The organism is Pseudoalteromonas sp. 3D05 (genome assembly GCF_002723455.1).
Taxonomy (GTDB): domain Bacteria; phylum Pseudomonadota; class Gammaproteobacteria; order Enterobacterales; family Alteromonadaceae; genus Pseudoalteromonas.
This window is the reverse complement of the sequence record NZ_PDUS01000007.1, coordinates 105,796-119,089: the sequence shown is the minus strand read 5'-3', so window position 1 is coordinate 119,089 and position 13,294 is coordinate 105,796. Positions and strand designations below refer to the sequence as shown.

10 protein-coding genes are annotated in these 13,294 nt (G+C 41.5%); 2 read left to right on the top strand and 8 right to left on the bottom strand.

Annotated features, from left to right (window positions below; translation table 11 throughout):
• Window positions 1–11: 11 nt before the first annotated feature.
• From CSC79_RS09525 to speA, 3 genes are read right to left on the bottom strand one after another with little or no spacing between them, the layout of a single operon-like run.
• Window positions 12–935, bottom strand: a complete 924-nt coding sequence (locus CSC79_RS09525; RefSeq protein WP_099295583.1) for an acetyltransferase — start codon at window positions 933–935, stop codon at window positions 12–14.
• A gap of 19 nt (window positions 936–954) precedes the next feature.
• Window positions 955–1,833: an acyltransferase gene (locus tag CSC79_RS09520; RefSeq protein WP_099295582.1), complete on the bottom strand. Its 879-nt coding sequence runs from the start codon at window positions 1,831–1,833 to the stop codon at window positions 955–957.
• Window positions 1,834–1,868: 35 nt separating this feature from the next.
• Window positions 1,869–3,746 carry a biosynthetic arginine decarboxylase gene (gene speA, locus CSC79_RS09515; protein WP_099295581.1) on the bottom strand — a complete coding sequence of 626 codons (1,878 nt, stop codon included), beginning with the start codon at window positions 3,744–3,746 and terminating at the stop codon, window positions 1,869–1,871.
• A 200-nt stretch (window positions 3,747–3,946) separates the two neighbouring features.
• Between speA and speE the strand changes: the two genes are divergently transcribed.
• Window positions 3,947–4,810, top strand: a complete 864-nt coding sequence (gene speE / locus CSC79_RS09510) for a polyamine aminopropyltransferase (protein ID WP_099295580.1) — start codon at window positions 3,947–3,949, stop codon at window positions 4,808–4,810.
• Window positions 4,811–4,893: 83 nt separating this feature from the next.
• Here the strand turns inward: speE and CSC79_RS09505 are convergent, their stop codons facing one another.
• From CSC79_RS09505 to CSC79_RS09495, 3 genes are all read right to left on the bottom strand, one after another.
• The gene (locus CSC79_RS09505) at window positions 4,894–6,495 is read right to left on the bottom strand and encodes a methyl-accepting chemotaxis protein (protein WP_099295579.1); all 1,602 of its coding nucleotides are present in this window, start codon (window positions 6,493–6,495) and stop codon (window positions 4,894–4,896) included.
• 67 nt (window positions 6,496–6,562) lie between these two features.
• Window positions 6,563–7,792 (bottom strand): hypothetical protein, encoded by a 1,230-nt coding sequence (locus tag CSC79_RS09500; protein ID WP_099295633.1) that lies wholly within the window; start codon window positions 7,790–7,792, stop codon window positions 6,563–6,565.
• Window positions 7,782–8,402, bottom strand: a complete 621-nt coding sequence (locus CSC79_RS09495; RefSeq protein ID WP_099295578.1) for a methylamine utilization protein — start codon at window positions 8,400–8,402, stop codon at window positions 7,782–7,784. Before CSC79_RS09495 ends, CSC79_RS09500 begins: the two co-directional genes overlap by 11 nt.
• A 178-nt stretch (window positions 8,403–8,580) precedes the next feature.
• On the opposite strand from CSC79_RS09495, the gene CSC79_RS09490 reads away from it, so the two are divergent.
• Entirely contained in the window at window positions 8,581–10,623 is a 2,043-nt protein-coding gene (locus CSC79_RS09490) for a glycoside hydrolase family 97 protein (protein ID WP_099295577.1), read from the top strand.
• A gap of 590 nt (window positions 10,624–11,213) precedes the next feature.
• Here the strand turns inward: CSC79_RS09490 and envZ are convergent.
• Window positions 11,214–12,512 (bottom strand): two-component system sensor histidine kinase EnvZ, encoded by a 1,299-nt coding sequence (gene envZ / locus CSC79_RS09485; protein WP_099295576.1) that lies wholly within the window; start codon window positions 12,510–12,512, stop codon window positions 11,214–11,216.
• 6 nt (window positions 12,513–12,518) lie between these two features.
• The gene (ompR, locus tag CSC79_RS09480) at window positions 12,519–13,238 is read right to left on the bottom strand and encodes a two-component system response regulator OmpR (protein WP_058561494.1); all 720 of its coding nucleotides are present in this window, start codon (window positions 13,236–13,238) and stop codon (window positions 12,519–12,521) included.
• Window positions 13,239–13,294 lie beyond the last annotated feature (56 nt).

Genomic DNA, 13,294 nt, shown 5'->3' with positions numbered 1-13,294 from the left:
TGTTTGTTTAGTCACGGTATTTCTATCTCCTTATCATCCATTATTAAAGGGTCAGTACTGTATTGTGTATATGCCAGTGCTAGCTCACTGTCTTTTGTCATCCATAACTGATTAATATTTTTTTGAAATTGTGCTCGAAATTCACTGTCTTGTTGATAATTACCTATTAAATTTGGACTGACAGGTGTCAGCGTAATCGTCACGGTTATTTTATTTAACTGCCCACGCAAAAAACTGCCACAAATATGATCACTTTTGGCCTTGTACACCAAGGTGGTGTTGAGTATGGCATCAAATTGCTCCCCTAACACCTCTAACGCAAAAGCGACACCACCCGCTTTAGGTTTAAGCAAGTGTTTAAATGGACTACGCTGAAGCTGATGTTTCAATGCAGTAAAGCGCGTGCCTTCAACAAAATTAATAATCGTTGTTGGGTGACTACGAAAATTTCGGCAACTTCGTTTTGTTCGCTCAACATCGAGTCCCTTTAGTTTTGGGTTACGTGCTTTTTGCGCTTTTGTAACTCGCTTCATAAATGGCATTCCCATTGCCCAGGCGCCAGAACCGATAATAGGCACGTATTTCAACTCATCTTTTAAAAAGAACTTAGGGGCAGGCAAGGCATCTATCGCACTTAATACAACGACATCAATCCAGCTGAAATGATTTGAAATTAACAAGTACCAACCATGCTTGTTTACATCCCCAACAATTGTGACATCAAGTTGCGCATAACTTAAATACAAGCCAAGCCGATTACCGCCACACCACCCTTGATAGGCAAGGTGCAATAAGTCACTCACCCATGCAAACGGCAATACGAGTTTAATAAGTCCCAGAATGAGCACTACCGTACCCCACAGCAAAGTATTGCTAAAAAGCACGGTGCATACAAACAGGCCATTTAGCCAATTCGGTATGATTTTCTTTAGCATATAAACTCGCTTTTTATAATCACTTAGATTGCTGCTCTAATTTGATAATTTGCTGTTCTTTTTCTTCCCACAATCGGTTTAACTCCGACTGAAAGCGCACTCTAAACTCATTATCAGCGGTGTAATCTCCGATCAACTCAGGGCTGACAGGCAACACTTCAACATGAACATTGATATTTTTTACACGCCCACTGGCGAAGTCGATAAAAGTAGGAATACCATCGGGGTACTGAATAGTCACGTTCACCACTTTTGATATTTGCTCTCCCATCGCCTGCATCACAAATGCTACGCCACCCGCTTTAGGTTTAAGTAAATGTGGAAATGGACTATTTTGACGTTGATGTTTTGCATCAGTGAAACGTGTCCCTTCTACAAAATTGACAATGCTCACTGGCATTTCTTTAAATTTTTCACACGCTTTGCGGGTTGTTTCTAAATCTTTGCCACGCAATTTAGGGTTCTTTTTAAGTTGGCTCTTGCTGGTACGAGTCATAAATGGGAAATCCAATGCCCACCAAGCTAAACCCAGTATTGGCACATAGATTAACTCTTTCTTTAAAAAAAAGTTCAGGAATGGGATTTTGCGATTCAATAACCGTTGTAATACCAGAATATCAACCCAGCTTTGGTGATTAGCAATAATCAAATACCAATCTTTGAGCTTTAATTGTTCAAGGCCTGAGACATTTAACTCATAGGGTGTAAATAAATTCTGATTTAATGAATTACAGGTTACCCACATGCTTGCACATTTTTTTGCAGCCCAGCTCATTGTTTTTTGCAACGGCTTAATTGGCACTAATTTTATAAGACCAAAAATAAAAATTGGAATAAACCAAAGCACAGTATTTAGGGCGTAAAATAAAATACTAAAAACACAACGAATTATAGACATTACCACTCAATTCCTTTCATTAAACTTGTCTGTTGTTAATCTTCAAAATACGTATAACCAGCCAACCCAGCATTAAGCTCAGTTAAAAACTGCGCTTTTTCGGTGTCACTGACTGATAGTTTTGCAATGGTTGCGGCAAAGTTTTCGGCTAAAATTGCGCTATCATAATCAACAAACTTTAATACATCCTTAACACTATCACCCTTTATGGCATTAGTAAGTTGATAGCCTTGCTCGTTTAGCTCCACATGCACTGAGTCTGTATCGCCAAATAAATTATGTAAGTCACCTAAAATCTCTTGGTAAGCGCCCACCATAAACATCGCAATATGGTATTGCTGGCCTGGCTGATACTGAGGAATAGGCAAACTCGTTTCAATGCCTGCCCCTTCGACATATTCACGAATTTGACCATCTGAATCACAAGTTATATCTTGAATAATCGCGCGTTGTGTTAATGGCTTATCCAAGTTTTCTATTGGCATCACAGGAAACAGTTGTTGAATTCCCCACACATCTGGCAGTGATTGAAACAGTGAGAAATTCACAAATAACTTATCTGCTAGCTTTTCATTTAAATCATCTAATACTTCGCGGTGGGCACGAGCATTACTTAAGGACGCGCGCACGCGATGTAAAATAGTGAAATACAACTGCTCTATCTTCGCCCATTCCAACATGCTTACCAATCCGTGTACATATTGATCATGTGCTTCACTGAATAGGTGCATTGCATCGTGGTAGATTTCTAAAGCCATACGTGGAGTTAAACGTTGTAAACATTGCCACATTTCATCTAACACTAACACGCTATTTGGCTCTGGGGCGCTTGGATTAGCGTAATTAGGCGCAGTTTCAACATCAATAACATCCGTAATCAGAACGGCGTGATGTGCTGTTAGCGCACGGCCTGACTCGGTAATAATGGCGGGATGAGTAAGTGTGTGTTGTTCGCACACTTCAGCGAATGCATTCACCACATTACGCGCATATTCATCAACCGTATAATTCATAGAGCACGCACTGCGAGAGCCTGACCCCTCATAATCAACACCTAAACCACCACCTACATCAACGGTGTTTAATGGCACACCTAATTGAGTAAGTTCCGCAAAATGACGCGCGCACTCGCGTAACGCTCGGTGAATGTCACGAATATTGGCAATCTGAGAACCTATATGAAAATGTACCATTTGCATCAAATGCAATTTATTGTGCTGTTTAAGCACTTCAACAGCGCTTAACACTTGCCCTGCTGTTAAGCCGAACTTACCTTTTTCTCCACCGGTATTTTGCCACTTGCCTTTGCCAACCGAATTTAAACGAATGCGGATGCCAATTGCAGGCTCAATGCCTAAATCTTCAATTTCAGCCAGCAAAGTAGTTAATTCCGATAGCTTTTCGACCACTATTTTAACTTTGTGCCCCATCGCCTGACCAATACATGCAAGGCGTAAAAACTCACTGTCTTTGTAACCATTGCAGACAATTGTAATCGGTGAGGTGGCAACGCCGAGTATTGCCATAAGCTCAGGCTTAGACCCAGCTTCAAGCCCGACTAAACCACTTGGGTGAGCCAGTAACTTGCTGACAACAGAACGTTGTTGGTTTACTTTTATTGGGTATACACAGGTATATTGACCTTGGTAATCACGTGCATCACGTGCTTTACAAAATGCACTAGTGAGTGTGTCTACTCGATTTTGTAAGATATCAGTAAACCGCACTAGCACGGGTAGTGTTAACCCTTGTTTCTTGAATTGCTCAGTTAATTCGCTTAACGAAATTGCCGTTTTAGTTTGATCGCCATCTGGATAAGCGACCAACTCGCCTTGGCTGTTTATATCAAAATAACCGTCACTCCAATGTGCAACGTTATAAGTAGCGCGTGCTGTGTCTAAACCCCAAGTCATGGCAAATCTTCTTAAGTTAACTGTTTGGCGGAATCGGTTATTTTAATACGTCATAACTTCCTACGCTAACAAAAATTAACCTTTAAGCCAAAGCGAGAAGAAAATATTCGCTATACTGGTAAAAATTTCATTGAGCAAACCGCCAACCACTGGCAGAATTGCCCCCTTTTTCTTACTCAACTAAAAGTGTAGCTAGCGACATGGCAAATTTAGATCAAAGCAAATGGTTTACCGAAATCAGCGAACGCGACGGCAGTGCGTTTTCTCTACGGATAAATAAAAAATTAGACGAGAAACAATCTCCTTTTCAAAAAGTGGAGATGTTCGAGACCACAGATTTTGGCAACTTAATGATTATCGATGGTTGCACAATGGTAAGCAGTCGTGAAAACTTCTTTTATCATGAAATGATCAGCCATCCGGCATTGTTAGCACACCCGAATCCTAAAAATGTCGTTATTATTGGTGGTGGTGACTGCGGCACGCTTCGTGAAGTACTAAAACACACAAGTGTTGAGTCTGTAATACAAATTGATATCGACGAAGTCGTTACACAAATGTCGCTTAAGTATTTTCCCGAGCTATGTGAGGCAAACCAAGACTTGCGCGCAACAGTAATGTTTGATGACGGCATAAAGTATATGCGTGAAGCTGCACCTGAGTCCATCGACGTTGTTATTGTTGATGGTACGGACCCTGTCGGCCCAGGCGAGGGATTATTTAATCATGCTTTTTACACCAGTTGTTTAAAAGCATTACGCCCTGGCGGTATCATGGTGCAACAAAGTGAATCACCACTAATGCACATGCCATTACTTGTTGAGATGCGTGATGCGATGACCGACGTTGGCTTTAACGACTTACAAACATTACCATTTCCGCAACCTATTTACCCAAGTGGGTTATGGTCGGTAACACTCGCTCGCAAAGAAGAAAAATTTGCAGGATTTAGGGAAGATGCAGCAACTGAACTTGCAAAAAGTACAGAGTATTACAACAGCGGGATTCATTATGGTGCGCTTGCAACACCAAACTTTATGAAACGCGCATTCGATAAAAAATAAGCGGGTAACCCCGAAGTTGAATTGAATTTACATGTCGTGAAAAAGGGGCTTTGTAGCCCCTTTTTACTGTAATAGATTTATTTTTATACCTTAAAGCGTTTCACTAAATTACTTAACTCATCCGTTAACTGGTTCACCCTAAGTGCGACATCTTCAGTTGACCGGGCAAGCTCTCCACCCTGAAGTGTTTGATCATTAAGCGATGATAAGTTATGACTAATCTCCCGTGCGACAGTTGTTTGCTCATCAGTTGCATGTGCCGTTTGCATCGCCATTTCATTAACTTTAATAGAAGAGCTTTGCATCGCATTGAGTACATCGTTAGTTTGGCTAAATGACGCTACGGCATCCTCTGCAAGCCCTTTGCCACTGTTAATTGCCGTTAAAGACTGATCTACACTGTTAGCAAACTGCTCAACCATATTTTGAATATCATTGGTGCTTTCTTGAGTGCGCGTTGCCAACGTTCTGACTTCATCAGCCACCACAGCAAACCCACGCCCTTGCTCCCCAGCTCGGGCCGCTTCAATTGCAGCGTTAAGCGCGAGCAGATTAGTTTGCTCTGCAATCGCACGTATTACCTCTAATACCTTAGCTATGTTGTCAGAGCTTTGCTGTAACTCAGTTGATTTATTACTAGCGTGTTCCATGTTTTCAGACAACGCGATAATTTTATTACTAGAGCTAGCTACTGCACTGAGCCCATCTTTTGCCAAAGACTGAGAGTTATCAGCTTCTTTAGATGATTCCTGAGCTACACTTGCAACCTCACGACTGGCAACACTCATTTGATGGACTGCACTGACAATAGATTCTGATGCTTGGTTGAGTTTTTGGTTAACATCACTATTTTGGTTTGCAAACTGACTTAACTCTCCACCTAAGCCGTTTAATTCATTCGCTTGCATTAAAACGTCGCGGATAAGCTGCTGCAAGTTATCTAGAAAGTGATTAAATGCGGTTGCAAGCTCTGAAAACTCATCTTGGCTTTTAATTGTTATACGCCCAGTTAAATCCCCATCACCCGATGCTATTTCATTAATTCTATTAGTGACATAATTTATTTGCTTAGTCAGCTGACGAGGTATTTGATAACTAAACCACCCTGCAATTATTAAAATGAATGCAGACATTAGCAGCAACCACCACTTGGTACTGTTAATTTTATCAATAAGCTTTTGCTTTTCTATTATAGATACAGATTCAGCCTGCTCTCCTGCTTTATCTAAAATATCACGTAAGGCATCAAACTCACGATTAGCCGCCAGTTCTTGGGCTGAACTTTGAGGAGCACTTATATAGGCCTCGGAGGCAGATAGCCAACGAGAAAACGCCATATCAAAACGGCTAAAATTAGCCGTAATCTCTGGGTAAATAGACAAGTAATTTAAGTACTGACTGAATCGTTCAGCCACCTGCTGCGCATTTTCACTGTGGTTTTTCAGCTCTTCTGCGTCACCTTTTTTATTTGTAACTAAGTTGAGCTCTGATACTTTTGCTTGGTAAAGATCTCTGTCAGCATTTAACACAACCGAAATCGCTTTTAAGAAGCGCTCTGACTGGTTATCAAGCACGACCTTTTGCATGTTTATTAAGTATGTGTAACCGACAATAAGAACAACAATAGCTATACCTAAAAGCAAAATAGGTAAAGAGCTTTTGAAACGAATGCTGTGTAACTTCATTTATCACCTCAACATACTCACGACATTAAAGTATAAAGGTAGTTGATAAAAATAATATTGCCTAAAATCAAAATCGCCACTGCGCATTTAATGCAATTTGCTGCTGGGAAATGTGTGATGATATCCCCATTGATTGGCGATTATCAGCTTGGCTACGTAACGCTGAGCCCTCTACGCCAAGTTGCCATTGGGAGTTTAGTTGGTAACGCCAAGTAGCTGTGATGCCCTCCCCATGACTCGCATTCGGGTCAAACGCCCAATCATCTTTATCGGTCACTTTAAAGTAGTCATAACGTATAGATAACCGATGTTGAGCCATTTTATGACTTAATAAAACAAAATGGCTGTAAAAGCGATTATCTACTCCACGCCTAGACCCCATTGCAGTACTGCCTGACATCGCTTGTGCAATTAATCGCGTATTAGCGGTAAACTTGTAAAGCCACGCAGCACTTGAAAAGCGCGTATCCCATGCGTATTGCCCTGTGCTGTAATTAATTGCACTGGGATCGCCATTATTATCGTAATAATAGAACCTAAACTGAGACTGTTTGAGGTAGTCCCAATGGATGCCAGCATAATAGCCATAACGCCCGTCCACTTCCTCAAACGGTAAAACCTGATTAGCCTGAAACTGAAGCTGCGGTGTGTTTAACGAAGTAACAGGCGCAAAGGCAATGCTCTCGTTAAATGTGGTTTGTCGATCGTGCATTGCAAAGCCCCGCCAAGCCAATAAAGTACCAGCAGGATCATTACCTTTAAATGTTGCACCAATAAACGAAAAGCTATGCGCACTATTAAATCTGCGTCCGGGGCGCTTTATTGTAGCCTCCACACCCAAAGTGCGAAGCTCTTCACCCACCCAAGAGTTGATAGCCGAGTTAGTGTAATTATAGGGAGATAGCCACCCTATTTGAGGGTTTTCAAGTGATAATAACGGGTAAAAACCGCCAACCCGAACGTGCCATTTATAGTTACTCTGGGTAAGCGGTTTATATTGTAAGTACGCTTGTGTGAAACCCAATGTTGGCTCAGGATCTTGATAAGCATTTATAACCCCATGCGCAGACCATGCAGAGCTTAAATCAGTTCGAAAATCTAGCACCCCTTGTGAAAGCACTAAACCATCAGTGTTATGATCAAATCGATATAAACCAACGCCACGCTCCTGCCAGCTCGCTTGCGAATCGCCCTTTACTGCACTTACTTGCACCAATCCTTTGACTTGTGCATTTACATTAAAAGCAACAACCACACCAAACAGAGTAATTGCACGCAAAATGTGATTAGTAATCATCATATTCATCTACACCTATTGCAACTCGTGGTATCAAAGCTTGCTTGAGTTGATAGCGTACCTCAGCACTGTTAATGGCCATAGCTTGCGATTCTGTTGAGCTAATATCACTAAACCCTTCATGCCATGTATTGATGGTGTAATCACCCTGTGGAATATCTAATGTTAACTGCCCTTGTTGATCCGTAATACCATAGTATGGACTGTCAACGACAACAATATAACCTAGCATCCAATCGTGTATGTTACATCCAAGCTCAACCACACCAGTTTGGTCGAAAATGATTGGATCTTGAGGTTGCTCGCGATAAAGCTTAAGTTCAAACGACTTACTTTTAGAAAACGAATACACATGATGCATAATCGAGTCAGCGTTTGGAAAATCAACTTTGCCATTTTGCTCTACAACTAATATATGTGGAGTGAATTGTCGGTCTTTTTGCTCCATCACAAACGTTGTTTCAGGCTTAGGGGGCTCTGCAATGGGGGTTGTAGGTTGTAACCACACAACAACATTGGGTTGTACTTGTTTGTTTTGGTTACTAACAATAAGAGTGACTGCTTGACTATTGAAAGCCAACAACAATGCAAAAGTAATTAAAAGCTTCATCTTGAGATAATATTATTATTTGATTTATTTTATTATAGGCATATTTAAGTCGTATTTTCAGATATTTTAATTATCACTTAATAAACGACAGCCGACTGAATACGTATGCAACCACCTCGTCAAACTTCGCTTGGTCATTTATTCTAACTGCGCACCCATCAAATCAGTTGGACACACAATGCGATTATCTCTACTACTACTAGTGTTAATTTCCAGCAGCAGCTTTGCCAAGCAAGCTATTGTTGAATCCCCTAATAAGAAAATAAAAATAACCATTTCAGATCAAAGCTCTGCACCTCACTATTCAATTAGCTTTAATAATAAAAATGTAATTGAAAACTCATCACTAGGGTTTGAGTTTAAGCAGCAAGCTGCATTTGATGAAGGCTTCACAATCACCAACATTACAACTAATCAGGTCCAGAGCAAATGGCAACAACCATGGGGAGAACGCCAAACGGTTGTTGATCATCATAATGAAGTAGCAGTCACTTTTAGTAAGTCATCCCCTCATGGTGGGACATACACTGTACGTTTTAGAGCGTTTGATAGTGGCGTAGGGTTTCGCTATGAAGTACCGAAACAAGAGGGCTTTGAAGATATAGAAATAACCAAAGAGCTGACCGAATTTGCAATAACCGCCGCAGATAAAGCAACAGCTTGGTGGATCCCCGCACGCGGCTGGAATCGCTACGAATATGTTTACAACACAACACCTTTGCAAGACGCGGCATTAGCACATACACCATTTACATTTAAAAATGCTGACGGCGTGCACGTTAGTATTCATGAAGCAGCATTGGTCGATTATGCAGCCATGGTACTGAACCAGCGCCGACCTGGTACATTGCAAGCAGACTTAACACCTTGGTCAGATGGCATTGCCGTTAAAAAGCAAGGGGCGTTCACTACTCCTTGGCGTACAGTTCAGATAGGTGAGAAGGCCATTGATTTAATCAACTCTGACATTATCTTAAACCTAAACGAGCCGAATAAATTAGGGGATGTTTCCTGGGTGAAACCAGGTAAGTACGTTGGCATTTGGTGGGGCATGCATATAAACGAAACCACATGGGGCAGTGGTGAAAAACACGGAGCCACCACGCAAAACACTAAATATTACATGGACTTTGCCGCCCAATATGGCTTTGACGGAGTACTCGTTGAAGGCTGGAATCTAGGCTGGGACGGAGATTGGTTCTTTAACGGCGATGTATTTAGCTTCACTCAACCATACGATGATTTTGATATAGCCGAGCTAACGCGTTATGGTCAACAAAAAGGTGTGCAACTTATTGGCCACCATGAAACCTCTGGTAATGTGACAAACTACCGTAACCAAATGGAAGATGCTTACGCATTATATGAAAAATCAAACGTTAGCCAAATAAAGACCGGTTACGTTGCTGATGGCGGTAACATCAAGCGTATTGATGAAAATGGCATTGTTCGAAAAGAATGGCATGACGGCCAATTTATGGTCAACGAATACCTACACAGTATAAAACTGGCTGCTAAACACAAACTTAGCATTAATACTCACGAGCCAATTAAAGACACCGGCCTGCGCCGCACTTACCCTAACTGGATTGCCCGTGAAGGTGCTCGAGGCCAAGAATTTAATGCATGGGGCACACCACCTAATCCACCAGAGCATATTCCGATGCTTGCCTTCACTCGGATGTTAGCGGGCCCAATGGATTTTACCCCGGGCATATTTGATATGGGATTTAATGGTTTAGGCGCTGATACTAACCGCCCGCAAACGACCCTAGCTAAGCAACTGGCTTTGTATGTGGTGATGTATAGCCCAATTCAGATGGCCGCAGATTTACCGCGTAATTATTTAGCCAAACCAGATGCATTTCAGTTCATTCAAGACGTACCCACTGATTGGCAGCAAAGTATCGCATTAGCAGGTGAAGTTGGCGACTACGTGGTGTTTGCCCGTAAAGAACGCAAACGTGATAATTACTCAGGAAATGATTGGTATTTAGGCGCTGTGACGGATGAGCATGCACGTACGATTGATATCAAACTCGATTTTTTAGAGCCGGGTAAAGTATTTGAAGCGCAAATCTACAAAGATGGCGATAAAGCAGAGTGGAAAAATACTCCTTACGATATCAAGATAGAACAACGAATTGTAACAGCCAAAGATACGTTATCGCTTAAGTTAGCGACGAGTGGTGGCACTGCAATTAGGTTTAAAGCTATTTAAAATCAGAGCTACGTTTAAGGCGCAGTTAACATCGCGCCTTAAACACTTGCACTGAATCTTATTTAACCTGAACTCTGGTTAAGAGATGTACTAAATTAGATCACAAATATATTTATTAGTCTCCAGCCGGAAACGTTTAGCGATAACAAGGCGAATTTACGCGTCAATAGCTGGCCTATTGCAAGTAAATTCAACGCAGTTAGCGGTGAAAGTAGCCGCTGGAGATAGATTTATTATCCAGAGTTCAGGTTATTTACATACTCCATGACGGAGTCACTCACTTAGGTGATAGACTTGGCGTATTGTTTACCTAAGTAAGAGCACATAAATACCCAAACCACCTATCGGAAACAAAATAAGCAAGAGCGGTAATATATCAAAAAAGCGGCTTCGCCTAAAAAACCTGCATTAGCGAAAACAAAATAGCTGTTGAAACTCCCCAACCAAGCACACCATATACCAAGATATAATGCCACTTACCTTTGCCCATTAGCTGCTTTGATTTAGTAAATTTACCATCGTCGATTTTGTCTACAACCCCTGTATTTACTTGAATACTCCATCAGGTTACGTACCTGAGTTTAAATCACTTATTTAAAAGGGAGAAAAATCTGTGCACTTAATCCCCCTTGAGGGCGGTTCACTAATTTTACTTTTCCGTCATGCATATCAATAATTCGTTTGATAATAGCTAAACCAAGCCCACTACCTTCACTCCCTCGGGCTGTGTCGCCTTGTTTAAAGGGCTCAAACACTGTTTCAAGCTCACTTTCTGGAATACCTGGGCCATGGTCGTTAACCATTACAATGGCATACTTTTTATCGTGACTCAGCGCGGTTTCAACCTCTATATCGTCATCAGAGTAACGAATGGCATTTTCAATCATATTGGTTACTACGCGCTTAATTGCCACCATACTTAACGGTACGTTATCGAGATTTGGATTTTCAATAAAGCGAATATTACGTTGATGCTTTTGTTCAGAATGCACCACTTCAGAGACAATCGCATTTAAGTCTTCGAGCGCAAGCTCTTCACGTTTATGGTGGCGTAAATATTCAATAAATTGGTCGATAATGGCATTCATATCTTCGATATCGTAGATGATCCCCTCTCGTAGGTAATCTTCTTCTGCCGACATCATTTCGGTGGCAAGGCGAATACGTGTAAGTGGTGTGCGTAAATCATGAGATACACCCGCCATTAATAATCGTCGATCGTTCTCAAGTGCAGCGATACCACGCGACATTTGATTAAAGGCTCTGGTTACTTCCATAACCTCAATCGAACCATGCTCTTCAAGCTTGGTCGAAAAATCCCCTACACCCACCTTCACTGCAGCCTGCTGTAGCTCTTTTAATGGTCGATTCAAATGTCGTGCAAATAGCCACCCACCTAACACACTTAAAAAGCCAATACTTGATAGGTAGAAAGTTAAAAATTCGAGGTTATTATCTTTGAATCCTGTCAGCGGAACTTTGACCCAATAGCCAGGGGCCTGAGGTGCTTCAACCCAATAAACCAAAGGACCTATTTGACTGATCCGCACTCTGGCTGAGCCGTTTAACTGCTCAGACATACTTCGCGACAGCATCGGGTATTCACGAGTTTGTCCCAACCCTTCAGACATTGCTTGGCGCTGAGTCATTACTTCTATACCGGTGATCTCGAAAAACTTATTCGATACTTCATTGCTAATTTCGACACCGTCTTCCCAGTCAATAAACACTGTTTTAACTTGTTTAGCTAAAATAAGATTTACCTGCTCGATCGTCGGCTTAACGACATACAGACTCACCGTGATGTACGACACAACTTGGTTTATAAGCAATAATGCCGCCACCAAAAACACCGTTTGACCAAATGCACTTTTGGGAAACATACTCATAAAAGGTTATTTTTCACCGTCTGGAACAAACACATAACCTAATCCCCATACAGTTTGAATATAACGGGGATTAGCAGCGTCTTCTTCAATCATTCGGCGCAATCGTGACACTTGTACATCAATGCTACGCTCAAGCGCGCTGTAATCTCTGCCTCTCGCTAAGTTCATTAATTTATCACGGCTAAGCGGCTCTCTTGGGTGAGTAACCAACGCTTTTAACACCGCAAACTCACCACTGGTTAACGACATTGTTTTGTCGCCATGAGTCATCTCTCGTGTGGCGAGGTTTAGTGCAAATTCACCAAAACTAATTTCATTCTCTTCAGCGGCAGGCGCGCCGGGTACTTCTTTTGCGCGACGGCGTAAAATTGCTTTAATACGTGCCAATAATTCACGTGGGTTAAAGGGCTTGGGGATATAATCATCAGCGCCGAGCTCTAATCCAATAATACGATCAACTTCATCACCTTTAGCTGTTAGCATAACAATAGGAATTTCATTCTCTTTTTGACGCAGACGCTGGCAAATAGATAAGCCATCTTCACCAGGCAACATTAAATCAAGTACCATTAAATGAAAGTTTTCACGCTCTAAAAGCCTGTCCATTTGCTCTGAATTAGCGGCGCTGCGTACAATAAACCCTTGCTCAACTAAGTAACGCTCTAATAAACTGCGCAATCGCATATCATCATCGACGACTAGTACTTTTGTAGTTTCGTGTCCCATAACTTTCATTCTTGTTGTTTTTGACTTGTTAATAGTTAATATAAATGAAACTTTAC

Bases quoted from the DNA above. Each gene is read 5' to 3' on its own strand.
- CSC79_RS09500 (WP_099295633.1), bottom strand. From the start codon at position 7,792: ATGATTACTAATCACATTTTGCGTGCAATTACTCTGTTTGGTGTGGTT.
- speE (WP_099295580.1), top strand. From the start codon at position 3,947: ATGGCAAATTTAGATCAAAGCAAATGGTTTACCGAAATCAGCGAACGC.
- speA (WP_099295581.1), bottom strand. From the start codon at position 3,746: ATGACTTGGGGTTTAGACACAGCACGCGCTACTTATAACGTTGCACAT.
- envZ (WP_099295576.1), bottom strand. From the start codon at position 12,512: ATGAGTATGTTTCCCAAAAGTGCATTTGGTCAAACGGTGTTTTTGGTG.
- ompR (WP_058561494.1), bottom strand. From the start codon at position 13,238: ATGGGACACGAAACTACAAAAGTACTAGTCGTCGATGATGATATGCGA.
- CSC79_RS09525 (WP_099295583.1), bottom strand. From the start codon at position 935: ATGCTAAAGAAAATCATACCGAATTGGCTAAATGGCCTGTTTGTATGC.
- CSC79_RS09505 (WP_099295579.1), bottom strand. From the start codon at position 6,495: ATGAAGTTACACAGCATTCGTTTCAAAAGCTCTTTACCTATTTTGCTT.
- CSC79_RS09495 (WP_099295578.1), bottom strand. From the start codon at position 8,402: ATGAAGCTTTTAATTACTTTTGCATTGTTGTTGGCTTTCAATAGTCAA.
- CSC79_RS09490 (WP_099295577.1), top strand. From the start codon at position 8,581: ATGCGATTATCTCTACTACTACTAGTGTTAATTTCCAGCAGCAGCTTT.
- CSC79_RS09520 (WP_099295582.1), bottom strand. From the start codon at position 1,833: ATGTCTATAATTCGTTGTGTTTTTAGTATTTTATTTTACGCCCTAAAT.